Raw genomic sequence first — 22,701 nt, forward strand, 5'->3', positions numbered from 1 at the left:
GCTCAGGCGTCCTTCCGGTAGTCCGCGTGGTTCGGGTTCTCCCAGATGACGCAGCCGCCCATCCCGATGCCGATGCACATCGCGGTGAGGCCGTAGCGCACCTCGGGGTGCTCCTCGAAGTGACGGGCGAGCTGGGTCATGAGGCGCACGCCGGAGGACGCGAGCGGGTGACCCGTGGCGATGGCGCCGCCCCACGGGTTGACGCGCTCGTCGTCGTCGGCGATGCCGAAGTGGTCGAGGAAGGAGAGGACCTGCACGGCGAACGCCTCGTTGAGCTCGAAGAGGCCGATGTCGTCGATGGTCAGGCCCGCCTTGGCGAGGGCCTTCTCGGTGGCGGGGACCGGACCGATGCCCATCACCTCGGGCTCGACGCCGACGAAGGCGTGCGAGACCAGGCGCATCCGGACCGGCAGGCCGAGCTCGTCGGCGGCGGCCTGGCTCGCGAGGAGGCAGGCGGTGGCGCCGTCGTTGAGGCCCGCCGCGTTGCCGGCGGTGACGTTGCCGTGCGGACGGAACGGGGTCTTGAGGCCGGCGAGCTCCTCGAGCGTCGTGCCGGGGCGCGGCGGCTCGTCGGCGGTCGCGAGGCCCCAGCCCTTCTCGACGTGGCGGGTCGCGACGGGGACGAGGTCGGGCTGGACCTTGCCGGCCTCGTAGGCGGCGGCGAGCTTGCGCTGGCTGCCGACGGCGAAGGCGTCGGAGCGCTCCTTGGTCAGCTGCGGGAAGCGGTCGTGGAGGTTCTCGGCGGTCTTGCCCATGACGAGGGCGGACTCGTCGACGAGGCGCTCGGCGACGATCCGCGGGTTGGGGTCGACACCCTCGCCCATCGGGTGACGGCCCATGTGCTCGACGCCACCGGCGACGGCGATGTCGATGGCCCCGACGCCGATGGCCGACGACACGGTCGTCACGGCGGTCATCGCGCCGGCGCACATCCGGTCGATCGAGTAGCCCGGCGTCGACTTCGGCAGCCCGGACAGGAGCGCCGTCATCCGGCCGAGGGTCAGGCCCTGGTCGCCGATCTGCGTCGTCGCGGCGATGGCGACCTCCTCGACCCGCTCGGCCGGGAGCTCGGGGTGGCGCCGCAGCAGCTCGCGGACGCACTTGATGACGAGGTCGTCGGCGCGGGTCTGGGCGTACATGCCCTTCTCGCCGGCCTTGCCGAAGGGGGTGCGGACGCCGTCGACGAAGACGACCTCCTGGAGCTCACGGGGCACGAGGTGGCCTCCCTGGTCGGGGACGTGGGACCGCCCGGCGGGGACCGGGCTGTGGCGATCGTACTAAGCAAGCGCTCAGTCATCGAGAGGTGCCGGAGTGACCGGGGTCACGCGCCATAGCCTGAGGGGCATGGACGAGCGCGGGTGGACCACCGTCGACGACGTCGAGGCGCTCGCGGCCCTCGTCGGGGAGCCGGCCCGGCGGGCCGTCGAGAAGGAGCGCGACCACCTGCTCGACGTCGACCTCGCGTGGCTGCGGGCCGCCCCGTTCTGCGTCCTGGCCACCGCGGACGCCGACGGCGCGTGCGACGCCTCGCCGAAGGGCGACCCCGCCGGGCGCCTGGTCCACGTCCTCGACCGCCGCACGATCGCCGTCGCGGAGCGCCCGGGCAACCGCCGCGTCGACGGCTACCGCAACGTGCTGGAGAACCCGCACGTCGGCCTGCTCTTCCTCGTGCCCGGGCGTGGCGACACGCTGCGCGTCAACGGCCGGGCGCGCCTGGTGTCGGACGCGCCGTTCCTCGACGAGATGACGGTGCGGGGCCACCGCCCGCTGCTCGCCCTCGTCGTCGACGTCGAGCAGGTGTTCTTCCACTGCAGCAAGGCGTTCCTGCGCGCCGGCCTCTGGGAGCCGGAGACCTGGCGGCCCTTCGACGAGGTGCCGCGGCGGGCCGTCATCGCCCACGACGTCGAGCCCGACGGGCGCAGCCTCGAGGAGCTCGACGCCTACTACGGCCCCGCGTACGCCGAGGGCCTCTACCGCTGAGGGTGTGGGACTCGCGGTCTGCCAGCCTGGACGGGACCGACCCCTGACCTCCGGGAGGAGAAGACCGTGGACCTGACGCTGCCCTGGACCGACGACGAGCTCGTGCTGCGCAATCGCTACGAGACGCTGAGCATCGTCAACGACCTGCTCATCGCGGTCTGGTTCCTCGTCGGGAGCATCCTGTTCTTCCGGGAGTCGACGACGTACGCGGGCACCTGGTTCTTCGTCGTCGGCTCGGCCCAGCTGATGCTGAGGCCCTCGATCCGGCTGTCCCGGCGCATCCACCTGCGCCGCCACCGGCAGCGGCACGGCGGGAGCGGGCCGACCGAGAGCAGCCAGGACTTCTGAAGGCGGCGACCAGCCTCGCCAGGGGCGGCCGGTGAGGCTGCCGTCAGGAGTCGGGGTGCGCCTCGAAGGCCGCGACGAGCATCGGCGCGACGACGTCGGCCTGCCAGCGGCGCACGCCGTAGGCGGCCAGCGCGGCCGAGAAGCCCTCGACGTCGCGCTGCTCCGGCGGCGTCCAGACGACGCGGCGCAGCGGGTCGGGGGAGCAGACGTTCTCGACCGGGATGCTGTGCTCGTCGGCGAACTCGGTGAGGGCGGCGCGCGTCGCCGAGAGCCGGGCGGCGGCCGCGGGGTTCTTGTCGGCCCACACGCGCGGCGGCGGGGGGCCGTCCGACGGGAGGGTCCGCGGCGGCAGCTTCTCCTCCGGCAGCGCGACGGCCCGCTCGACCGCCTCGACCCACTGCCGGCCGTAGCGCTTGATGGCGCGGTGGCCGGACGGCAGGGCCGCGGTGTCGCGGGGGAGCGCGGCCGCGATGTCGACGAGCGCGGCGTCCGGCAGCACGCGGCCGACCGAGGTGTCGCGCTCGCGGGCGATCGTGTCGCGGGCGTACCAGAGCTCACGGATGACGCCGACGGCCCGGCGCGAGCGCAGCGTGTTGATGCCGGAGGTGCGCCGCCACGGGTCGACGCGCTCGGTCGGGGCCCAGGTGAGCAGCGCGGTGAACTCCTGGCGCGCCCACTCGTCCTTGCCCTGCGCCGCGAGGTCGACGCCCATGAGGTTGCGCAGCTCGCCGAGGACCTCGACGTCGAGCGCCGCGTAGCGCAGCCACGGGTCGGGCAGCGGGCGGGTGGACCAGTCGACCGCGGAGTGCTCCTTGGCCAGGCGCAGCCCGAGGTAATGCTCGACGACCGCGGCGAGACCGACCCGCGGCAGGCCGAGGATGCGGGCGGCGAGCTCGGTGTCGAACAGCTGGCGCGGGCGCAGGCCGACCTCGGCGAGGCAGGCGAGGTCCTGGGTGGCGGCGTGGAGGATCCACTCCGCGGCGCCGATCGCGTCGTTGACCGGCGTGAGGTCGGGGACGGCGACGGGGTCGATGAGCCAGGTGCCCGAGCCCTCGCGGCGCAGCTGCACGAGGTAGGCGCGCTGGCCGTAGCGGTAGCCCGAGGCGCGCTCGGCGTCGATCGCGACCGGGCCGACGCCCGCGGCGATGGCGGCGGCGGCCTCGTCCAGGCCGCGTTCGGTCTCGACGACGGAGGGCACGCCCTCGGCCGGCTCCTCGAGTGGCACGGGCTCCGCGACGGGAGTGGCGGGCACGTGGTCGTCCTCCGGGGTCGGGTCGGTGTGGGGGGTCTCCTGGCTCATCCGGCGGTCACCGTCGAGGGCCCGGGAGGGCGACGACGCCGTCGGGCAGCGGGGGCAGCCCGGCGATCGTGCACAGGAGGTCGGACCAGGCGAGGAGGTGCTCGCCGGCCTCGGGGCCGAGCGGCGTCCACGACGCCCGCAGCTCCATCTCGACGCTCGCGGGGCGGTCGGCGAGGCCGCCGAAGCTCTCGGACACGACACGCGTCACGGTGCCGGCCTCGGCGATGAACGGCACACCGCGCGCCGTGAGCGCGTCGGTCAGCCAGCTCCAGCCGACCTCGCCGAGCAGCGGCTCGGTGGCGAACTCCTCCTCGAGCTCGGCCCGGGCGAAGGTGACGGCGCGCCAGGCGCCGCCCCACGGCTCGGGCTCGGAGGGGTCGTGGAGGAGGACGAACCGGCCCGAGGCGAGCTCGGAGTCGGGGTCGTGCGGGTCGATGACGTCGGCGGTCAGCGCGACCGCGTGCGGGGCGATCCGCTGGGGCGCGGGCACCTCGGTGAGCCGCACCTCGGGCCGCAGCCGCGCACGGTGCAGCTCGTCGAGTGCCCGGGTGAAGTCCGGGGACTCCCTCCCGGTCACGGTGCTGCGCGCCACGTGGAGCACAGTAGGACGCGCGCCCGCCCCAGCGCGGCAGGGCGCGCCGAACGGCAGCCGACCGGTCGACCCCTTGCACCCGGCAAGATTTCCCTTCCACCGCGGAAGGCGTCCCTTCCACTCGGCAAGGTTTCCCTTCCACCGCGGAAGGTGTTCCTTCCATGGCGCACGGGAAACCTCGCACGGGCAAGGAAATCGGGGGCATCCACCATCGGGCGACGGGACTCCGCCGAGTCGAGGTGAAACGCGACCGCGAGGGGGTCCAGTTTCACCTCGACCCGGACGGGCTCGAGTGGGTCGAGGTATTCGGCCACCGCGAGGGGGTCGCCGAATACCTCGACCCGTCGGTGGAAACCGCCTGACCCACCCCTCCGACTCCGAACGCCGCCCCCGGACGGCGCTGCCCGGCCCGCCCCTCCTCGCCTAGCCTGCGGCTGTGCTGAGCCTCCTCGCCCTCGCCTCGTCGGCGGTCTGGGGCACCTCGGACTTCTTCGCCGGCCTCGCCTCGCGGCGCCGCCCACCGGTCGCCGTCGTCGGCTGGACGCAGGGCTTGGCCCTCCTGGTCGTCTCGGCGATCGTCCTCGTCCGTCGCGACACCGTCACCTTCGAGGGCTGGCCGCTGTGGTCGGTCGCCGCCGGCCTCGCGGGGATGACCGGCCTCGTCTGCTTCTACTCCGCCCTGTCCGCCGGGACGATGGGCGTCGTCGCACCGATCGCCGCCCTCGGCGTCGTCGTGCCCGTCGTCCTCGGCGTGGCGGGTGGCGACACCCCCTCGCCGTGGGCCTGGGTCGGGATGCTCGTCGCGATCATCGGCGTCACGCTGGCCAGCGGCCCGGAGCTGACCGGCGAGGTCTCCCCACGCCCGGTCGTCCTCGCCTCGGTCGCGGCCCTCGGCTTCGGTCTCGCCCTCTACTGCCTCGACCGCGGCGCCCGCGAGTCCGCGCTCCTCACGCTCTGGGGGATGCGCCTGACGTCGGTGAGCATCCTCGTCGTCGTCGCCCTGCTCGTGCGCTCGACCGGCGGTGTCACCCCGCGCGAGGTGCCCGGTCTGCTGCTCATCGGCTGCGGCGACCTCGGCGCGAACTTCCTCTTCGGCATCGCGTCCTCGCGCGGCGAGGTGAGCATCGCCTCCGTGCTCGGCTCGCTCTACCCCGTCGTGACGATCGTGCTCGCGCGCGTCGTCATCAAGGAACGGCTGCGGCGGGTGCAGCGGGCCGGCGTCGCCCTCGCCCTCGGCGGCGCGGTCCTTATCGCCCTCTGACCGCGGCGTCCACCCCCGCCGGCGGATGGGAGGATGTCGAGCCGTGACGACCTCCCCGAGCCCGGCCGCCGCGCCCGCCTCCGACTCCGCCCTCGTGCGGGCCGCCCGCGGCCTGCCCGTGCCGCACACCCCGGTCTGGTTCATGCGCCAGGCCGGGCGCTCGCTGCCCGAGTACCGCAAGGTCCGCGAGGGCGTCGGGATGCTCGAGTCCTGCCGGCGCCCCGACCTCGTCACCGAGATCACCCTCCAGCCCGTGCGCCGCCACGGCGTCGACGCGGCGATCTTCTTCTCCGACATCGTCGTGCCCCTCGCGGCCGTCGGCATCGACCTCGACATCGTCGCCGGTGTCGGCCCGGTCGTCGCCGAGCCGGTGCGCACCCGCGCCGACCTCGAGCGGCTGCGCGACCTCGTCCCCGAGGACGTCCCCGACATCACCGAGTCGGTCCGGATGCTCACCGCCGAGCTCGGCGCGACGCCGCTCATCGGCTTCGCCGGCGCGCCGTTCACCCTCGCGTCCTACCTCGTCGAGGGAGGGCCGTCGAAGAACCACGAGCACACCAAGGCCCTCATGCACGGCGACCCCGAGCTGTGGCACGACCTGTGCGCCCGGCTCGCCCGCATCTCCGGCGCCTTCCTGCGGGTGCAGGGCGAGGCCGGTGCCTCGGCGCTCCAGCTCTTCGACTCCTGGGCCGGCTTCCTCAGCCGCGCCGACTACGAGCGCTTCGTCGCCCCGCACTCCGCGGCTGCGCTCGCGTCCGTCGCGGACCTCGGCGTGCCGCGCATCCACTTCGGGGTGGGCACCGGCGAGCTCCTCACCCTCATGGGCGAGGCGGGCGCCGACGTCGTCGGGGTCGACTACCGGGTGTCGCTGACCGACGCGCTCGAGCGCACGGGCGGACGCTGGCCGCTCCAGGGCAACCTCGACCCGGCGCTGCTCTTCGCGCCGTGGGAGGCGCTCGAGCGCCGGGTCGTCGAGATCGTCGAGGAGGGTCGGGCCGCTCCCGGGCACGTCTTCAACCTCGGCCACGGCGTCCTGCCGCACACCGACCCCGACGTGCTCACCCGCGTCGTCGAGCTCGTCCACGAGGTCTCCGCGCGGTGACCGGCGGCCCGGCGGCACCCGACGAGCGCGCCATGCTCGACGCGTTCCTCGACGAGCACCGGGCCGGGCTGCGCGTGACGCTCGCCGGGTTGACCGAGGAGCAGGCGCGACGTCGGCTCGTGCCGTCCGCGACGACGCTGCTCGGGCTGCTCAAGCACGTCACCTTCGTCGAGCGGGTGTGGTCGGAGGAGGCCGTGCTGCAGCGGCCGCGGACCGAGATCGGGCTGCCCGCCACGGTCGACGAGACGTTCGTCCTCGACGACGCCGACACCATCGCCTCCGTGCTGGCCGACCACGAGAAGGCCTGCGCCACAGCGCGGTCCATCGCGGCGACCGTCGGCCTCGACGACCTCGTCCACGGCAACCGGCGCGGGCCGCTGTCGATGCGCTGGGTGCAGCTGCACCTTCTGCGCGAGCTCGCGCAGCACGCGGGGCACGCCGACATCCTCCGCGAGCAGGTGCTCGCCGCGGATGCCCGGGACGCCTGAGCCCGTGCCCGCCGACCGTGTCCTCACCGGTGACGGGCTGACCCTCGAGCCGCTGCGCGTGGAGCGCGCCGAGGAGATGGCGAGCGCCCTCGGCGACCCGGCCTTGCATTCGGTGATCGGGGGCCGTCCGGCGAGCGCCGACGAGCTGCGCGCCCGCTACGCCCGGCAGCTGCGCGGGCCCGCGGACCCGAGCGAGGAGTGGTGCACCTGGGTCGTGCGCGACGGCGGCGACGGCCCTCTCGTCGGCTACGTCCAGGCGACGCTGACCCGCGACGGAGCCCGCGCCGAGCTCGCGTGGGTCGTCGGGACCCCGTGGCAGGGCAGGGGCGTCGCGCGCCGGGCGGCCGCGCTCGTGCTGGCCGAGGCCCGGCGGCGGGGCGCCGAGGTGGTGCTCGCCCACGTGCGACCGGGCCACGCGCCGTCGGAGGCGGTGGCCCGGTCGCTCGGGATGCGGCCGACGGACGTCGTCGTCGACGGCGAGACCCGGTGGTCAATGGAGACCGGGCGCCCCTGAGCCTCAGGCCGAGGGGGCGGCCGGCGGGGTCTGCGCCGTCGCGACTGTGACCGGCCGGCGGCGGCGCAGCCACGCGACGAGCGGGACGAGGACGAGCGCCGCGGCGACGCCGAAGGGCAGGACCGCGCCGAGGAGCGTCAGGACGAGCTGCACGGACCGGGTGAACGCCGTCCAGCCCGCCGCGAGCCCGGCGACGAACCCGGTCGGCTCCTCCGTGGGCGCCGCACCGGCCTTCGTCGCGAGCCGGACGGTGACGGGGGAGAGGCTCACCTGGTCGTCGAGGGCGGCGAGCTGCTGCTCCATCGACTCCAGGTCCGCCTGCCGCCGGGACAGCTCGGCCTCGAGGCTCACGACGTCGGCCAGCTTGTCCGCGCGGCCCATGAGCAGGCGGACCCGCTCGACGCTGGCCTTCATCGTCTCGACGCGGGCGGCGGTGTCGACGTACTGACCGGTGACGTCGTCGGTGCTCGTCTGCCGCGACAGGACCTTGCCGGCCTTCCCGACCTCGTCGAGCGTCGCGTCGAGCTTCGCCGTGGGCACCGAAAGGGTGATGGTGCCCCAGCTGCCCTGCGCGGCAGGGTCGCTCGAGACCTCCTCCGCGACGACGAGCCCGCCCTGGCGCGTGGCGACGGCCCGCAGGGTCGAGGCGGCCCGCGCGACGTCGCCCACCTCGAGCGAGACGTCGGCGCGCCGCGCCAGCTTGCGCTCGGCCACGGCCGGGACGACCGCCGCCGAGGCGCCGCCCCCGGCGGCCTTGCTGCCCGTGCCCTGCTGGTCCACGGCGGTCGCCGCCTGGTCGCGCGCCTCGACGCTCGCGGCCGGTGCATCGGCCGCACCGCCGGCGGCGGACGACGAGGCGCCGGAGTCGGACGCGCTGCACGCGGCGAGGGCACTGACGCACAGGACGCCGGCGGCCAGGGCGGCGGCGAGGCGTCGGGACGGGGGGAGGGAGGTGGTGGGCACGGTGACTCCTTCGTCGGTGGCTCGGTCTCCGCTGGGGCGCCGCACCGTCCGTCGGAGTTCCCCGTCGGCGGTCTCGATGTGGTCACGGGTCGGCATCGGCCGGGTCTCGCCGGACCCCGGTCCGGCGCGCCACCCGCCCGGGAACTCCCGGATGCCCCGTGAGAACCTGAGGACATGCCCGACGCGCCCCCGACCCGGCCCCACGTCGCCGTCGTCGGAGGCGGCATCGCCGGGCTCACCGCGGCCCTCGAGGTGCTCGACGCGCTGCCGGACGCCGATGTCACCGTCCTCGAGGCCGGGGACCGCTTCGGCGGCAAGCTGCGCACCGACGCCGTCGCGGGACTCCTCGTCGACGTCGGCGCCGAGTCGCTGCTCGCCGTCCGGCCCGAGGCCGTCGGGCTGGCCCGGCGGGTCGGCCTCGGGGACGACGACCTCGTCACGCCGGCGACGACCTCCGCCACGCTCTGGTCCCGCGGCGTGCTGCGGCCGCTGCCGCAGGGCACGCTCATGGGCGTCCCGACCGACCCGGAGTCGGCACGCGGCGTGCTCTCGGACGACGAGGTCGCGCGCGCGGCCGACCCGCAGCCGTGGCCGGGCGGCGCCGTCCACGACGACGTGTCGGTCGGCGAGTACGTGTCGCACGTGATGGGTCGCGCCGTCGTCGACCGGCTCGTCGAGCCCTTGCTCGGCGGGGTCTACGCCGGCCACGCGGACCGGCTCTCGCTCCGGGCGACGATGCCGGCGCTCTGGCAGCGTGCGGCGGCCGGTGAGGCCCCGACCGCTGCACCGCCCGTCCGGCCGCCCGGCCCCGACGCCCCCGCCGCCGCGCCGCGCCAGCCGTTCGCGGGCATCCGCGGCGGCATCGGCCGGCTGCCCGTCGAGGTCGCCGACGCCCTGCGGGCGCGCGGAGCCCTGCTGCGCACCGGCGCCGTCGTCCGCGGCCTCGAGCGCGCCGGCTCGCGCTGGCGACTCGTCGTCGGCTCCGCGGCCGACCCCGTCGCGGTCGAGGCCGACGCCGTCGTCCTCGCCCTGCCGCCCGCCCCCACCGCACGCCTGCTGGCCGACCTGGCGCCGGCCGCGTCCCGGCTGCTCGGCGAGGTCGAGACGGCGTCGATGGCCGTCGTCACCCTCGCGGTGCGCCGGGAGGGGCTGCCCGAGCTGCCCGGGTCGGGCTTCCTCGTGCCGCCGGTCGACGGGCGGAGCATCAAGGCGAGCACCTTCAGCGCCAACAAGTGGGCGTGGGTCGGCGCGCTGTCGCCCGACGTCGTGCACCTGCGTGCCTCGCTCGGCCGGGCCGGGGAGGAGGCCGTCCTCCAGCGGGACGACGCGGACCTCGTGACCCTCGCGGTGGCCGAGGTCGGCGAGGCGCTCGGCGCCCCGCTGACGCCGGTCGTCGACCACCACGTCCAGCGCTGGGGCGGCGCGCTGCCGCAGTACGCGGTCGGCCACGTCGAGCGCGTCGCGGGCGTGCGCGCCGACGTCGCGGGCCTCGCCGGCGTGGAGGTCGCCGGCGCCACCTACGACGGCGTCGGCGTGCCGGCCGTCATCGCCTCCGCCACGACCGCCGCCCGCGCCGTCGTCGAGCACCTGACCTCCGCCGCGGCAGGCGCGGCGAGCACCGCAGCACCCCGAGGAGAGTCGCGATGAGCACCCCCAGCCGCCCCGCCCCGAGCAAGCCCGGCGCGAGCCGCATCCGCGAGATCAACGACACCATCCGCTACGCCATGTGGTCGGTGTTCGCCCTCGCCGAGCCGCTCGGGGACGCCGACCGCTCCGCCCTCGCCGACGAGGTCGAGCAGCTCTTCGCGTCCTTCGGCGCCGAGGACGTCGTGGTCCGCGGCGTCTACGACGTCGCCGGCCTGCGCGCCGACGCCGACCTCATGGTCTGGTGGCACGCTCCGACCATCGAGGCGCTCCAGCAGGCCTACCACGCGCTCCTGCGCACCGAGCTCGGGCAGCACCTCGACCCGGTGTGGTCGGTCGCGGCCCTCCACCGCCCGGCCGAGTTCAACAAGAGCCACATCCCGGCGTTCATGGCCGACGAGGAGGCGCGGAAGTACGTCTGCGTCTACCCGTTCGTGCGCTCGTACGAGTGGTACGTCATGGACGACAAGGAACGCCGCGACATGCTCGTCGAGCACGGGCAGATGGCGCGCGAGTACCCGGACGTGCGAGCCAACACCATCGCGGCGTTCGCCCTCGGCGACTACGAGTGGGTGCTGGCCTTCGAGGCCGACGAGCTGCACCGCATCGTCGACCTCATGCGCGAGCTGCGCGCGTCCAAGGCGCGGCTGCACGTCCGCGAGGAGATCCCCTTCTACACCGGCCCCCTCGTCGAGGTGCGCGACCTCGTCGCCCGCCTGCGCTGACCCTCCGCCGCCCCGCCCGACTCACCCCATCCGCACCACGCGTATCGGGTGACCCGATACGGCCGCGCTGTACCCGGGAACCGTTGTCGGGTGAGGCGCGGCCTTGTCCGCCTCAGGGGGCGTCGTCCACAGGGCGCGTCACCGAGCGCGGTCGTCCACAGATCGGGTCGACCCCGATGACGTGACCCGTCGCGCCGCCCGACGCTGGCCAGATGGATGACGCACTCCGAGCGCTGGCCGACGCCCAGGGCGGTGTCTTCACGACGATGCAGGCCCGGCGCATCGGGGTCGGGGACCGTGGCTTGGCGCGGCTGCGGCGTGATGAGGAGGTGCACGCCGTCGCGCGCTCCGTCTCCAGCACCACGCCGTGGCGGGACGGTCGCGTCGATGCCCGCCTCCTCGTGCGGACACGCGGGGCGCTGGCCCTGTACCCGGACTCGTACGCGGTCGGTGCCTCCGCTCTCGTGCTGGCCGGCGTGCCGGTCCACCGGGTCGGCTCCGACCGGGCCGACGTCGCGCGACCCGTCCATCGCGAGGTGCTGACGGACCTGTGCCGGATCCGTCCGCCGCACCCGTCGCTGCGGTCCTCGACGAGCCCGTCGACGGCACCGGGGCTGGCCGAGGCCATCGTGCAGACCGCTCTCGACCACGGCCACGTCGCCGCCGTCGTGGCGGCCGACCACGCCCTGCACCACGGATTGGTCACCCGCGCCGAGATCGAGGCGGTCGCCGACCTCGTCGAGGGATGGCCCGAGTCGGCCCGGGTGCGCACGACGGTCGCCCTCATGGACGGACGCTCCGAGTCGGTCGGCGAGACGCTGGCGCGCCTGTTCGTCGTGGGCCTGGGTTGGCGCGTCACGCCGCAGCTACCCCTGCGGGACGCCGCCGGGGTCTTCGGCTACGGGGACCTCGGGGTCGACGGCACGAACCTCGTGCTGGAGTTCGACGGGCGGGTCAAGTACGCGAGCGACGCGGACGCGCTCTGGAAGGAGAAGCGCCGCGAGGACCGCGGGCGCCGGGCCGGCTACCTCTTCGAGCGCATCATCTGGTCCGAGCTCGATGCGCCGGCGGTCCTGGGACCGCGGCTGACGGCGGCGCGCGCCAGGGCCGAGCGCCGGCCGGACGCCTGACGCGGCCGGCCATCCCGGACAACGGTGCGCCTCACCCGAGAACGGAACTCGGGTGAGGCGCGGTCGTATCGGGTGACCCGATACGCGTGTGACGAGCGGGGTGGGGGGCGGCGCGGTGCGGGCGGGTCAGGCGTCGGTGGCCGGGCGCAGCGTCATGCTGATCGAGTTGATGCAGTAGCGCTGGTCGGTCGGGGTGTCGAACCCCTCGCCCTCGAAGACGTGCCCGAGGTGGCTGCCGCACGCGGCGCAGCGGACCTCGACGCGCTTCATGCCCATCGAGCGGTCCTCGAGCAGCTCGACGGCGTCGCCGGCCAGCGGGCTCCAGAACGACGGCCAGCCGCAGTGCGACTCGAACTTCGTGTCCGACTCGAACAGCTCGGCGCCGCACGCCCGGCAGGCGTACACGCCGGTGGTCTTGCTGTCGGTGTACTCCCCGACCCACGGGCGCTCGGTCCCGGCCTCGCGGAGCACCTGGTACTCGGCGGGCGAGAGCTGCTCGCGCCACTCGGCGTCGGTCTTGCGGACGGTGTACTCGTGACCGGTGGGCTTCATCGTCATGTCCGTCCCAACACCACGCGCGCCCCGATGGTTCCCGCCGCGTCCACCCGCCCGTCGGCACCCGTCGTTAGGCTCCGGGACATGGCCGATGCACAGATCGTCGAGGTCGAGGGGCCGCACGGCGTCCGGCAGGTCCGCCTGAGCAGCCCCGACCGGCTCATGTGGCCCGACGCGGGGATCACCAAGGGGGACCTCGCGGGGTACGTCCGGGCGGTCGGCGACTGCCTCGTGCGCCACATCGGCGACCGGCCGGTCACCCTCCAGCGCTTCCCCGAGGGCATCGAGGGCGAGGAGTTCTACCAGAAGAACCCCCCGAAGGGGATGCCCGACTGGGTCGGCACGGTCGGCTGCCGCTACCCGAGCGGCCGGCGCCACCCGCAGATCGTCGTCGACGAGGTCGCGACCGCGGTCTGGGCCGTGCAGATGAACACGGTCACCTTCCACCCGTGGCCGGTGCGCACCGCCGACACCGACCGTCCGGACGAGCTGCGCATCGACCTCGACCCGCAGCCCGGGCGCACGTTCTCCGACGCCGTCGAGGCCGCGGTCGCCCTGCGCGAGCTGATGGGCGAGCTCGGGCTCACGGCCTGGGCCAAGACGAGCGGCAACCGCGGCGTGCACGTCTACGCGCGCGTGGCGCCGACGCACGAGTTCCTCGACGTGCGCCACGGCGTCATCGCCATCGCCCGCGAGCTCGAGCGCCGCCTGCCCGACCTCGTCACCGCGTCGTGGTGGAAGGAGGAGCGCGGCGAGCGCGTCTTCGTCGACTTCAACCAGGCCTGCCGCGACCGCACCATCGCGTCGGCGTACAGCCCGCGCCCGCTGCCCGGTGCGCCGGTCTCGATGCCGGTCACCTGGGACGAGCTGCTCACCGTCTCGCCCGGCGACTTCACCGTGCTGACCGTCCCCGACGTCCTCGAGGACCGCGGCGACGCCTGGGAGGGCATCGACGGCACCGTCGGTGACGTCACCACGGCGATCGCCCTGTGGGACAGGGATGTCGAGGAGCGCGGCCTCGGAGAGCTCAACTTCCCACCCGACTACCCGAAGATGCCGGGCGAGCCGCCGCGCGTGCAGCCGAGCAAGCGCCGCCAGGACAAGGCCGACGCCGAGTACATGGCGCCCAAGGCCGAGCGCGACGCGGCGCTGCGCGAGGAGTGGGGGATGCCCGTCGTGCCCCCGGTCGCGCCGATGCTCGCCAAGCCGGTCAAGGGCCTCGACGCGAAGGTGCTGCGCGACACCGAGGTCGTCTACGAGCCGAAGTGGGACGGGTTCCGCTCCATCGTCTTCCGCTCCGGCGACCGCGTCGAGATCGGCAGCCGCAACGAGAAGCCGATGACGCGCTACTTCCCCGAGGTCGTCGAGGCGGCGCTGGCCAACCTGCCCGAGCGCTGCGTCGTCGACGGCGAGATCATCGTCGTCCGGCCGGGGGAGGACCGGCTCGACTTCGAGCTGCTCAGCCAGCGCATCCACCCGGCGGCCAGCCGGGTCACGAAGCTGTCCGTCGAGACGCCGGCCCGGTTCGTGGCGTTCGACCTGCTGGCCCTCGGCGACGACGACCTGACCGGCCGGCCCTTCGCCGAGCGCCGCGCTCTGCTCGAGGAGGCCCTCGCCGACGCGCAGGCCCCCGTCCACCTCACCCCCGCGACGCGCGACCCCGGGATCGCCGCCGGGTGGTTCACCGAGTTCGAGGGGGCGGGCCTCGACGGGCTCGTCGCCAAGCCGGCCGACGGGGCGTACGAGCCGGACAAGCGGACGATGCTCAAGATCAAGCACGAGCGCACGGCCGACTGCGTCGTCGCCGGCTACCGCACCCACAAGTCCGGCGACGACGTCATCGGCAGCCTGCTCCTCGGCATCCACGACGCCGACGGCACGCTCGTGTCCGTGGGGGTCATCGGCGCGTTCCCGATGGCCCGCCGCAAGGAGCTGTTCGAGGAGCTCCAGCCGCTCGTCACGGGCTTCGACGACCACCCGTGGGCCTGGGCGAAGCAGGAGGAGGGCAACCGGACCCCGCAGAACGCGGCCGGCAGCCGGTGGGCCGCCGGGAAGGACCTCTCCTTCACGCCGCTGCGGCCCGAGCGCGTCGTGGAGGTGCGCTACGACCACATGGAGGGTGTGCGCTTCCGGCACACCGCCCAGTTCGTGCGCTGGCGCCCCGACAAGGACCCGGCGGACTGCACCTACGAGCAGCTCGACGAGCCGGTCTCGTACGACCTCTCGGCCGTCCTGGCCGGGGAGCCCACGTGACCGAGCAAGCACCGGCCCGAGCCGGCCGTGCCCGTCGCCTCGCCCTCGCCGGCGCTGCCGTCGGGGGGACGGCCGCCCTCGCGTCCGGTGGGGGCTCCGTCGCCGCCGCGGCCTACTTCGCCCGCAGGGTCGTCACCCCCGAGCGGGCCCGACCCGATGACGTCGTCGTCCACTCCGCCGACGCCACGAGCGTCGTCCTCGGCACGACCGCCGAGACGGTCGTCCCCGGTCGCTACGGGCTGTGGCTCGAGGGCGGCCTCGGGCACGCGCGCTACGGAGAGGTCCTCGAGCTCGACGCGACGGCCGGCCGCGTCCGCCGCGAGCTGCTCGGGGTCGACCGCGGCGTGCTCGCGCCCGGCACGGCACGCTTCAACCCCTACTTCCACGGCAGCGCCCCCGACGACAGCCTCGACCTGCCGACAGAGCACGTCACCTACGACGGCGAGCTCGGCCCGATGCCCGCGTGGGTCGTCACGCCGGGCGGTGTGCCGACCACGCGCTGGGCGGTGCTCGTGCACGGCCGCGGTGCCCGGCGCGAGGAGACGGTCCGGGCGCTCGCGCCCCTGCTCGCCGAGGGATGGACCTGTCTCGTGCCGACCTACCGCAACGACGAGGGCGTCCCCGCCGGCCCCGACGGCCGGTACGCCCTCGGCCTGTCGGAGTGGCGCGACATCGACGCCGCGATGGGTTACGCCCTGGGCCGCGGCGCCGAGGAGCTGCTGCTGGCCGGCTGGTCGATGGGGGGAGCCATCGTGCTCCAGGCCCTCGACCGGTCGGTGCACGCCGACGCGGTCGGCCGGGTCGTCCTCGACGGGCCGGTCGTCGACTGGGGCGACGTCCTCGCGCACCACGCGCACGAGCACCACATCCCGCCGCCGGTCGGCTCGCTCGCGCGCCTCCTGATGCGCCACCGGCTCGGGCACCGGCTGGTGGGGGTGCACGAGGGCGTCGACCTCGCCCTCACCGACTGGGTGCGGCGCGCCGACGAGCTGCGCCACCGCGTGCTGCTCATCCACTCCGCCGACGACGAGTTCGTCCCCTTCGGTCCGTCGCTGGCGCTCGCCCAGGCGCGCCCGGACCTCGTGCAGTTCCACGAGTGGCGGCTGGCGCGGCACTGCAAGGAGTGGAACACAGACCCCGAGCGGTGGGAGTCGCTCGTCCGCGAGTTCGCCTCGGGCTGAACCCAGTTGGTGGCGCCGGTCAGCGGCGGACGCGCCAGAGGCCGAGCAGTGTGCCCGACTCCTCGAGCAGCAGGTGGGGCCGGAGCGCGACGCCGTCCGGGACGGCGAGGGCCGGCCCGCCGACGATCCGCGGGAAGTCGCCGCCGACCACCACCGGGGCCGTCGTCAGCGCCATCTCGTCGACGACGCCGGCCGCGAGCGCCGTGCCGAGGAGCGACGGCCCGCCCTCGACGAGCACGTGCCGCAGCCCGCGCTCGGCCAGGCGGTCCAGCGCCTCCGGGAGGTCGACCTCGTCGTCGCCGCACACGAGCACCGACTCCTCGCCGAGCACGGAGCGCGCCCGTGAGAGCGCCGCGTCGCCGGCGGACGCGCAGGTGACGAGCAGGCCCGCGCCGCGTCCCTCCGTCGGCGTGCGCAGGCCCTCGGGCACGCGACCGCTGCGGGTCACGACGACGAGGGCCGCCGGAACCGGGGAGCGACGGGTGGGCGGGACGCGGGTGTAGCCCTCGTCGCGCACGGTGCCCGCGCCGACGAGCACCGCGTCGGCGTGGTCGCGCAGGACGGCGAAGACGCGGTGGTCGGCCGGGGTGTTGACCGACCCGCTCGTCCCGTCCGCGCCGGTGGCGGAGCCGTCGAGCGTCGTCACCATGTTGGAGCGCACCCAGCGGCGGTGCCGTGCAGGCGCGTAGAGGTCGACGAGGTCGGCGGCCGTGACCCGGCTGCCGGGGGAGGCGGGACGGCGGGGGTCGATGAGCACGCGCACGACGGCATCCTCGCAGCCCGGTTCTGCGAGGATGCCGAGATGGGCAAGCGCAAGGGCAAGGGGACGAAGGCCGGCCGGGCCGTCGAGGCGGCCGACCTCGAGGGCAAGGCGGCGAAGAAGGCGCGCAAGAAGCGCGAGGCGGCCGCGCAGGCGCGTGCCGACGAGGCGGTCGAGGCCGCGTCCTGGTCGGAGGCCCTCCGGTTCCGACCCGGTGACCGGCTCAGTGACGTCGACCCGGGCTCGACGCCCGGCTTCGACGGCAAGAAGTCCGACGGCGAGGAGGTCATGGTCGAGCTCCAGCAGCGGCTGTCCGACCTCCAGGAGCGCCTCTTCGCCGAGTCCAAGGGCGGCGGCACGCGCTCGGTGCTCCTCGTCATCCAGGGGATGGACACCTCCGGCAAGGGCGGCATCATGCGCCACGTCGTCGGGGCCGTCGACCCGCAGGGCGTGCGCATCACCTCCTTCAAGGCGCCGAGCGCCGAGGAGAAGCGGCACCCGTTCCTCTGGCGCATCCGCAGGGCGCTGCCGACGCCGGGGCTCATCGGCGTCTTCGACCGCTCGCACTACGAGGACGTGCTCATCGTCCGCGTCCACGACCTCGTGCCGCGCACGACGTGGTCGCGCCGGTACGGCCAGATCAACCGGTTCGAGGAGCAGGTGGTCGCCGACGGCACGACGGTCGTCAAGGTGATGATGCACCTCTCGCCCGAGGAGCAGAAGGAGCGCCTCGGGGAGCGGCTCTCGCGGGGCGACAAGTACTGGAAGTACAACCCCGGCGACCTCGACGAGCGGGCCCGCTGGACGGACTACATGGAGGCGTACCAGGTTGCGCTGGAGCGCTGCTCGACGGACGCCGCGCCGTGGCACGTCGTCCCGGCCGACCGCAAGTGGTACGCCCGGCTGGCCGTGACCAACCTCCTGCTCGAGGCGCTCGAGCGGATGGACCCGCAGTGGCCCGCGGCCGACTTCGACGTCGAGGCCGAGCGCGAGCGGCTCGAGCTCAGCCCCTGACCGGCCCGTCGGCGGCCCCGGGCGGCAGCGCCCGGTCGACCACGATGCCCGCCGTCGTGACCCCGACGGCGTCCGACAGCGTCCCGAAGACCGCGCCGTGCTCGCGGCGGACGCGGCTCGCGACGAAGGCGTCGGCGACCGGGCCGGGGGAGTGGCGCACGAGGAGCGCCGCCTGCAGGGTGACGGCGAGCCGCTCGACGACGCGGCGCGCGTTCCAGGCGGCGTCGGGCTCCATCGCCTCGGCCCCTGCGCGCTCGCACGCGTCGATGGCGGCGTCCAAGGCGGGGTCGTGGCCGCGGGCGAGGGCGAGCTCCTTGCCGAGCGCCGCGAGCGAGGCGGGCTCGCGGGTCAGCGCGCGCAGCACGTCGAGCGCGCCCACGTTGCCCGAGCCCTCCCAGAGCGAGTTGAGCGGCGCCTCGCGGTAGAGGCGGGCGAGCCCGTTCTCCTCGACGTACCCGTTGCCGCCGAGGCACTCCAGCGCCTCGGCGACCATCGGCGCGGTGCGCTTGCACACCCAGAACTTGCCGAGGGCGACGCCGAGCCGCGCGAGGTCGTGCTCGCCGGCGTCGACCGCGTGGGCCAGGCGCATCCCGAGCACGGTGGCCGCCTCGGACTCCAGCGCGAGGTCGGCGAGCACGTTGCGCATGAGCGGCTGGTCGACGAGGGGCGCCCCGAAGGCCCGGCGGTGGCGGGCGTGGTGCACGGCACGGGTCAGCGCGGCCCGCATCGTCGCCGCCGAGCCGAGGACGCAGTCCAGCCGGGTCGAGGACACCATCTCGATGATGGTGCGGACGCCGCGCCCCTCGTCGCCGACGCGCGAGGCCCACGCGCCGTCGAGCTCGATCTCGGAGCTCGCGTTGGCGCGGTTGCCGAGCTTGTCCTTGAGCCGCTGGAGGTGGAGCGCGTTGCGGGTGCCGTCGTCGAGGACGCGGGGGAGGAGGAAGCAGGTGAGCCCGCCGTCGGCCTGCGCGAGGACGAGGAAGCCGTCGCTCATCGGGGCGGAGCAGAACCACTTGTGGCCGGTCAGCCGGTAGGTCTCGCCGGGCAGTGGACCGCCGGCAGTCAGGACGGCCCGCGTCGTGTTGGCGCGCACGTCCGAGCCGCCCTGCTTCTCGGTCATGCCCATGCCGAGCGTGAGGCCCTGCTTGTCGGCCCGCGGCCGCAGGACGGGGTCGTAGGCGCGCGCCGCGAGCCCCGGCACCCAGGCGTCGGCGAGCTCCGGCGCGTGGCGCAGCGCCGGCACCGCCGAGTAGGTCATCGAGACCGGGCACAGGTGCGCGGCCTCGACCTGGGACCAGAGCACGAAGCCCGCCGCCCGGCGTGCGTGCGCCCCGCTGCCGGCCGGTCGCGTCCACGGCTCGGCGGTCAGGCCCTCGCCGACCGCGACCTCGAGCAGCCGGTGGTAGTGCGGGTGGTAGTCGACCTCGTCGAGGCGCTCGCCCGTCGGCGCGTGCGTCCGGAGCGTCGGCGGCACCCGGTCGGCGTGGTCGGCCCAGGTCCGCACCTCGGGGGTCCCGGCGAGCCGGCCGAGGGCCCCGAGCGCGTCGGCGGCGCCACCGTCGGCCGGGCGCACCCAGCGCTCCACGGCCTCGGTCAGGGCCGCGTCGGCGGCGAGGACGTCGTGCCCCTCCATCGGCGGCACCTGGTTGGTCACGTCGTGGGTGCGCACCGATGCACTGTACGGCGGATACCGTGGGCAGCATGACCGACGCGAAGCGCCGCGTGAGCCGGGCCCTCGCGCGGGTCCCGGGGGCGCTGCCGCTCGCTCGTCTGACGGTGGTGACCACGCGGATCTGCCTGCGCTACCGGGTCACCGGCCTGGCGTCCGAGGCGGGGTTCTTCGCGCTGCTCTCGCTGCCGCCTCTCGTCCTGGGGCTCTTCGGCGGGCTCGGCTACCTCGGCGGCGCGCTCGGGCCGGACACCGTCGACGAGGTGCGCGTGGCCATCCTGCGGTACGCGACGCAGTTCCTCACGCCGCAGGTCATCAACTCGGTCCTCGGGCCGACCGTCGACGACGTCCTGCGCGGCGGACGCTTCGACCTGCTGTCGATCGGTTTCGTCCTCTCGCTGTGGTCCGGCTCGCGCGCGGTCAACGTCTTCGTCGACACCATTTCGATCATGTACGGCCAGTCGGGGGTGCGCGGCATCATCCAGACGCGGGCGCTGTCGTTCTCGCTCTACGTCGTCGCGCTGCTCCTCGGCATCGTCACGATCCCGCTCGTGCTCCTCGGCCCGACGCTCCTCGGCGACCTGCTGCCGACCGCGTGGCACCCGCTGACCCTGCTCTACTGGCCGCTCGTCACGCTGCTGACCGTCGGGGGGCTCACGAGCCTCTACCACGTGTCCACGCCACGCCGGTCGCCGTGGACCCGGGACGTGCCGGGCGCGGTCCTCACCCTCGTGATCTGGGCGCTGGCCTCGTTCGTCGTGCGCGGCTCGATCGCCGCCTCGCTCGGCGGCACGTCCATCTACGGGCCGCTCTCGGCGCCGATCGTCATCCTCATCTGGCTCTACGCCCTCGCCATCGCGGTGCTCATCGGCGCCGCGCTCAACGGCGCCATCCGCGAGCTGTGGCCGGCCGACGAGCGCCGCGCGCTGCACACGCGCCTCCTCGACCGGATCCGTCACCGCTCGGTGGCCGCACCGGCCGCGCCGCGCGACCCCTTCGGCGACTACCGGCGCACGGGGGAGACCGACGAGCTCGACCTGCGCAGCCTGCGCACCGCCGCCAGCCAGCCGATCACGCCCCTGTCCAACGCCGCCGAGCCCGCCGAGACGCCCGCTTCGCGCGAGGTCCTCGCGGGCTCCGAGAACGACCGCTGAGCGCCCGACGGGCCTCCCGCGGCCCCGGTTTGGAGTTCGCGGCACGGGTCGGATACTGTTTCGGAGCACGCCGAGAGGGGATGCCGAAAGGGATCGCTTCCGACGCGCGCGGATGTAGCTCAGTTGGTAGAGCGCAACCTTGCCAAGGTTGAGGTCGCCGGTTCGAACCCGGTCATCCGCTCGGAGGGTTAGCCGCCCCCAATGGTGGAGTGGCCGAGAGGCGAGGCAGCGGCCTGCAAAGCCGCGTACACGGGTTCAAATCCCGTCTCCACCTCGAGTAGGACCCCACGGGCGATTGGCGCAGCGGTAGCGCGCTTCCTTGACACGGAAGAGGTCACTGGTTCAAACCCAGTATCGCCCACCACGAGAAACGGCCCCTGACCTGCAGAAATGCGAGTCAGGGGCCGTTCGTTGTCTGCGGCGTGTCGGATACGTGTCGGACGGAGCGACGCCAGACGGCGCCGGTTGACGGTGAAACGCTGGCTTGGCGCCGCGGTTGATCAGCGGATCTCGAGAGGTCAGAGGCCGTCAGGTAGGAGACAAAGGTCACCGAGGTCTCGCCCACAGTCATTCGTCAGCGACGTGCCACAGCGAAGCGCGGCGTTCTGTCAGCTAGGGCCGAAAGATGGCCTCGCGACCTGTCAGGCGCAGTTCATCGTTGAGGTCGGGCGATGTTCGTGCGACCTCTGGCGATGAGGGGATGCGCGACTGGATTCAGCGGGAGAGGTCACGCGCGTCACCCAGCCCCGTCGCCCAGGGCTTTGCCGACGGCCTTCGTACGGTCAGCCCGAAGGAGCGGCGCCCGTCGACCTCGGCCCATGCCCCGCTCCCGGGGCCTCGACCTGGTCGCGGTGGGTCTGACGTCCGATGAGGCCCAGGGGTGTGCAGCGCTCCTGGCCGCCGGCAAGGGTCTGGACGACGCACCCGTCCCCACTGACGACGCGGTCACCGACGGCTGGCGCTCGCTCACCGACACCGCCGGTGCACTGCGTGCCGAGCTCGTGATCGGGCGGGAGGGCGCCGAGGCGAGCACCGTGCTGCCCGACGGCGACGCCGCATCAGTCCCGGACCGAAGATGTGTGCCTCCGCCTGCCGGCCCGGAGAGAGGCCCGGGAAGACGTGCCCGGCGGTGAGCACCAGCGGGCCGCGCTCGTCGCAGAGGAGCCGTGGGCCGACCGTGCCCAACGCGTGGCGTCCGGAGTTCTCGGGACCGATGCGGAACGCCGCGACCGGGCGTGGCGGTGGGAGGAAGATGAGCTCGACTCCCTCGCCGGGAGGAAGGAGCCCGTCGAGCTCACGCAGGGGACTGCTCCAGCCCCATCGCCTTCGCCGCATGAGCCACCGCCCACCCCTGGCGACGGACCCGGTCCACCAGAAGACGACGACCATGAACATTCAGACGAGCGTTAGCGTGCATGGGCGATCGACGATGGGTCGGGGGCCGGGCGTCATGGCTGAGCTCGCGTCCCGACCAGGGGTTCGAGTGGTTGCTCGTCATCCGGCGGTTCGCGCACCCTGGGTGGGGTCGGGCCAGGTCCGGGTCGTGGGGCTGTCGTCACGGACACAGATGTGCTGGGTCGGCACGACGTCGGGGAGGGCTGTGATGTGTCGCGATCGTCGGCCGCCAACCTGGGCTGCTGGCGACGTGTGCGGGACGACACGCCGGTCGTCTCTGGTGTTGATGCGACCGGCGTGCCATCCTGAAATCAGCACGGAAGGCCAAGACGATGCGCCGGCACGGGAGAGCTGGACCCCCCTTCAGCCCCGGTAGGCAGGGCGACGCACCGCCCTTCGTGCGCGAGCCGCCTTCGAGCAGGGAGGGCGGCTCGCTCACGTGAGAGGCCGCACGACGCCAGACCCTAACCTTTGACAGAGCCTTTCCCCACCGCCCTTCGACGCATTACCGTACTAACACGTTCGCGGTAGGTCTCGTGCAAAGCCTGACCGCCGGCTTGGCAGTTGCCAGGCGTGTGCCTTCAGTGCGAGTGCCGTGGACGAGGCGCCCTACCGTTCCCCTGCACGGAAGGGCGCCGCCCGTGAGCCGGCTGGCCGCAGATCGTGCGTGCGA

General features: G+C 74.3%; 21 protein-coding genes, 3 tRNA genes and 1 pseudogene. 17 read left to right on the forward strand and 8 right to left on the reverse strand.

Features of this window, described 5'->3' with window-relative positions; translation table 11 throughout:
* Window positions 1-2: 2 nt before the first annotated feature.
* A complete protein-coding gene (locus tag IG69_RS0115190) occupies window positions 3-1,214 on the reverse strand; it encodes a thiolase family protein (RefSeq protein WP_030529026.1) in 1,212 nt (403 codons plus the stop codon).
* Window positions 1,215-1,344: 130 nt separating this feature from the next.
* On the opposite strand from IG69_RS0115190, the gene IG69_RS0115195 reads away from it, so the two are divergent.
* Window positions 1,345-1,980: a pyridoxamine 5'-phosphate oxidase family protein gene (locus IG69_RS0115195; RefSeq protein WP_030529027.1), complete on the forward strand. Its 636-nt coding sequence runs from the start codon at window positions 1,345-1,347 to the stop codon at window positions 1,978-1,980.
* A 66-nt stretch (window positions 1,981-2,046) separates the two neighbouring features.
* The gene (locus IG69_RS0115200) at window positions 2,047-2,328 is read left to right on the forward strand and encodes a YrhK family protein (protein WP_030529028.1); all 282 of its coding nucleotides are present in this window, start codon (window positions 2,047-2,049) and stop codon (window positions 2,326-2,328) included.
* Between the two features lie 43 nt (window positions 2,329-2,371).
* Here IG69_RS0115200 and IG69_RS0115205 read toward each other — a convergent pair whose 3' ends face one another.
* Window positions 2,372-3,628 carry an HRDC domain-containing protein gene (locus IG69_RS0115205; RefSeq protein WP_030529029.1) on the reverse strand — a complete coding sequence of 419 codons (1,257 nt, stop codon included), beginning with the start codon at window positions 3,626-3,628 and terminating at the stop codon, window positions 2,372-2,374.
* Window positions 3,629-3,635: 7 nt separating this feature from the next.
* A complete protein-coding gene (locus IG69_RS0115210) occupies window positions 3,636-4,220 on the reverse strand; it encodes a DUF3000 domain-containing protein (RefSeq protein WP_030529030.1) in 585 nt (194 codons plus the stop codon).
* Between the two features lie 161 nt (window positions 4,221-4,381).
* On the opposite strand from IG69_RS0115210, the gene IG69_RS0115215 reads away from it, so the two are divergent.
* The 5 genes from IG69_RS0115215 to IG69_RS0115235 all read left to right on the forward strand — a co-directional run bounded on the left by IG69_RS0115215 (window position 4,382) and on the right by IG69_RS0115235 (window position 7,585).
* Complete coding sequence (locus IG69_RS0115215) at window positions 4,382-4,582, forward strand: hypothetical protein (RefSeq protein ID WP_030529031.1); 201 nt, start codon at window positions 4,382-4,384, stop codon at window positions 4,580-4,582.
* Between the two features lie 74 nt (window positions 4,583-4,656).
* The gene (locus tag IG69_RS0115220; RefSeq protein WP_030529032.1) at window positions 4,657-5,481 is read left to right on the forward strand and encodes a DMT family transporter; all 825 of its coding nucleotides are present in this window, start codon (window positions 4,657-4,659) and stop codon (window positions 5,479-5,481) included.
* A gap of 25 nt (window positions 5,482-5,506) precedes the next feature.
* Window positions 5,507-6,583, forward strand: a complete 1,077-nt coding sequence (gene hemE / locus IG69_RS0115225) for a uroporphyrinogen decarboxylase (RefSeq protein ID WP_030529033.1) — start codon at window positions 5,507-5,509, stop codon at window positions 6,581-6,583.
* Between the two features lie 32 nt (window positions 6,584-6,615).
* A complete protein-coding gene (locus IG69_RS0115230) occupies window positions 6,616-7,071 on the forward strand; it encodes a DinB family protein (protein WP_051750661.1) in 456 nt (151 codons plus the stop codon).
* 4 nt (window positions 7,072-7,075) lie between these two features.
* The gene (locus IG69_RS0115235) at window positions 7,076-7,585 is read left to right on the forward strand and encodes a GNAT family N-acetyltransferase (RefSeq protein ID WP_036830331.1); all 510 of its coding nucleotides are present in this window, start codon (window positions 7,076-7,078) and stop codon (window positions 7,583-7,585) included.
* A gap of 3 nt (window positions 7,586-7,588) precedes the next feature.
* Here the strand turns inward: IG69_RS0115235 and IG69_RS0115240 are convergent, their stop codons facing one another.
* The gene (locus tag IG69_RS0115240) at window positions 7,589-8,548 is read right to left on the reverse strand and encodes a DUF4349 domain-containing protein (RefSeq protein WP_030529036.1); all 960 of its coding nucleotides are present in this window, start codon (window positions 8,546-8,548) and stop codon (window positions 7,589-7,591) included.
* Between the two features lie 174 nt (window positions 8,549-8,722).
* Between IG69_RS0115240 and hemG the strand changes: the two genes are divergently transcribed.
* The 3 genes from hemG (at window position 8,723) to IG69_RS21190 (ending at window position 12,047) form a co-directional block, all read left to right on the forward strand.
* On the forward strand, window positions 8,723-10,195 hold the full coding sequence (hemG, locus tag IG69_RS0115245) for a protoporphyrinogen oxidase (RefSeq protein WP_051750621.1): 1,473 nt from the start codon (window positions 8,723-8,725) through the stop codon (window positions 10,193-10,195).
* Window positions 10,192-10,917 carry a hydrogen peroxide-dependent heme synthase gene (hemQ, locus tag IG69_RS0115250; protein WP_030529038.1) on the forward strand — a complete coding sequence of 242 codons (726 nt, stop codon included), beginning with the start codon at window positions 10,192-10,194 and terminating at the stop codon, window positions 10,915-10,917. Before hemG ends, hemQ begins: the two co-directional genes overlap by 4 nt.
* Before the next feature lie 212 nt (window positions 10,918-11,129).
* Complete coding sequence (locus IG69_RS21190; RefSeq protein WP_051750622.1) at window positions 11,130-12,047, forward strand: type IV toxin-antitoxin system AbiEi family antitoxin domain-containing protein; 918 nt, start codon at window positions 11,130-11,132, stop codon at window positions 12,045-12,047.
* 126 nt (window positions 12,048-12,173) lie between these two features.
* On the opposite strand, the gene msrB is transcribed toward IG69_RS21190, so the two are convergent.
* Complete coding sequence (msrB, locus tag IG69_RS0115260; RefSeq protein WP_030529040.1) at window positions 12,174-12,605, reverse strand: peptide-methionine (R)-S-oxide reductase MsrB; 432 nt, start codon at window positions 12,603-12,605, stop codon at window positions 12,174-12,176.
* Window positions 12,606-12,686: 81 nt separating this feature from the next.
* On the opposite strand from msrB, the gene IG69_RS21730 reads away from it, so the two are divergent.
* Window positions 12,687-14,855, forward strand: a complete 2,169-nt coding sequence (locus IG69_RS21730; RefSeq protein ID WP_030529041.1) for an ATP-dependent DNA ligase — start codon at window positions 12,687-12,689, stop codon at window positions 14,853-14,855.
* Window positions 14,852-16,036, forward strand: a complete 1,185-nt coding sequence (locus tag IG69_RS0115270) for an alpha/beta hydrolase family protein (protein WP_030529042.1) — start codon at window positions 14,852-14,854, stop codon at window positions 16,034-16,036. Before IG69_RS21730 ends, IG69_RS0115270 begins: the two co-directional genes overlap by 4 nt.
* A gap of 19 nt (window positions 16,037-16,055) precedes the next feature.
* Here the strand turns inward: IG69_RS0115270 and IG69_RS0115275 are convergent, their stop codons facing one another.
* Complete coding sequence (locus IG69_RS0115275) at window positions 16,056-16,799, reverse strand: dihydrofolate reductase family protein (protein WP_030529043.1); 744 nt, start codon at window positions 16,797-16,799, stop codon at window positions 16,056-16,058.
* 39 nt (window positions 16,800-16,838) lie between these two features.
* On the opposite strand from IG69_RS0115275, the gene IG69_RS0115280 reads away from it, so the two are divergent.
* Window positions 16,839-17,810 carry a polyphosphate kinase 2 family protein gene (locus IG69_RS0115280; protein ID WP_030529044.1) on the forward strand — a complete coding sequence of 324 codons (972 nt, stop codon included), beginning with the start codon at window positions 16,839-16,841 and terminating at the stop codon, window positions 17,808-17,810.
* Here IG69_RS0115280 and IG69_RS0115285 read toward each other — a convergent pair.
* Window positions 17,800-19,479 carry an acyl-CoA dehydrogenase family protein gene (locus IG69_RS0115285; protein ID WP_030529045.1) on the reverse strand — a complete coding sequence of 560 codons (1,680 nt, stop codon included), beginning with the start codon at window positions 19,477-19,479 and terminating at the stop codon, window positions 17,800-17,802. The genes IG69_RS0115280 and IG69_RS0115285 overlap by 11 nt on opposite strands.
* 32 nt (window positions 19,480-19,511) lie before the next feature.
* Between IG69_RS0115285 and IG69_RS0115290 the strand changes: the two genes are divergently transcribed.
* From IG69_RS0115290 to IG69_RS0115305, 4 genes are all read left to right on the forward strand, one after another.
* Window positions 19,512-20,633: a YihY/virulence factor BrkB family protein gene (locus IG69_RS0115290; RefSeq protein ID WP_084696850.1), complete on the forward strand. Its 1,122-nt coding sequence runs from the start codon at window positions 19,512-19,514 to the stop codon at window positions 20,631-20,633.
* 108 nt (window positions 20,634-20,741) lie between these two features.
* Window positions 20,742-20,814 (forward strand) — tRNA-Gly (locus tag IG69_RS0115295).
* A gap of 22 nt (window positions 20,815-20,836) precedes the next feature.
* Window positions 20,837-20,907 (forward strand) — tRNA-Cys (locus IG69_RS0115300).
* A gap of 15 nt (window positions 20,908-20,922) precedes the next feature.
* Window positions 20,923-20,997 (forward strand) — tRNA-Val (locus tag IG69_RS0115305).
* A gap of 933 nt (window positions 20,998-21,930) precedes the next feature.
* Here IG69_RS0115305 and IG69_RS23035 read toward each other — a convergent pair.
* Window positions 21,931-22,050 (reverse strand): annotated as a pseudogene (locus IG69_RS23035) (leucine zipper domain-containing protein); the annotation flags it as partial.
* Between the last annotated feature and the right edge of the window lie 651 nt (window positions 22,051-22,701).

This window comes from Phycicoccus jejuensis, from assembly GCF_000720925.1.
Lineage (GTDB): Bacteria > Actinomycetota > Actinomycetes > Actinomycetales > Dermatophilaceae > Phycicoccus > Phycicoccus jejuensis.

What these genes read in the sequence shown, in the direction of transcription:
- IG69_RS0115195 (WP_030529027.1), top strand. Translation starts at nt 1,345, where the DNA reads ATGGACGAGCGCGGGTGGACCACCGTCGACGACGTCGAGGCGCTCGCG.
- IG69_RS0115205 (WP_030529029.1), bottom strand. Translation starts at nt 3,628, where the DNA reads ATGAGCCAGGAGACCCCCCACACCGACCCGACCCCGGAGGACGACCAC.
- IG69_RS0115215 (WP_030529031.1), top strand. Translation starts at nt 4,382, where the DNA reads ATGGCGCACGGGAAACCTCGCACGGGCAAGGAAATCGGGGGCATCCAC.
- hemE (WP_030529033.1), top strand. Translation starts at nt 5,507, where the DNA reads ATGGGAGGATGTCGAGCCGTGACGACCTCCCCGAGCCCGGCCGCCGCG.
- IG69_RS0115230 (WP_051750661.1), top strand. Translation starts at nt 6,616, where the DNA reads ATGCTCGACGCGTTCCTCGACGAGCACCGGGCCGGGCTGCGCGTGACG.
- hemG (WP_051750621.1), top strand. Translation starts at nt 8,723, where the DNA reads ATGCCCGACGCGCCCCCGACCCGGCCCCACGTCGCCGTCGTCGGAGGC.
- hemQ (WP_030529038.1), top strand. Translation starts at nt 10,192, where the DNA reads ATGAGCACCCCCAGCCGCCCCGCCCCGAGCAAGCCCGGCGCGAGCCGC.
- IG69_RS21190 (WP_051750622.1), top strand. Translation starts at nt 11,130, where the DNA reads ATGGATGACGCACTCCGAGCGCTGGCCGACGCCCAGGGCGGTGTCTTC.
- msrB (WP_030529040.1), bottom strand. Translation starts at nt 12,605, where the DNA reads ATGACGATGAAGCCCACCGGTCACGAGTACACCGTCCGCAAGACCGAC.
- IG69_RS21730 (WP_030529041.1), top strand. Translation starts at nt 12,687, where the DNA reads ATGGCCGATGCACAGATCGTCGAGGTCGAGGGGCCGCACGGCGTCCGG.
- IG69_RS0115280 (WP_030529044.1), top strand. Translation starts at nt 16,839, where the DNA reads ATGGGCAAGCGCAAGGGCAAGGGGACGAAGGCCGGCCGGGCCGTCGAG.
- IG69_RS0115290 (WP_084696850.1), top strand. Translation starts at nt 19,512, where the DNA reads ATGACCGACGCGAAGCGCCGCGTGAGCCGGGCCCTCGCGCGGGTCCCG.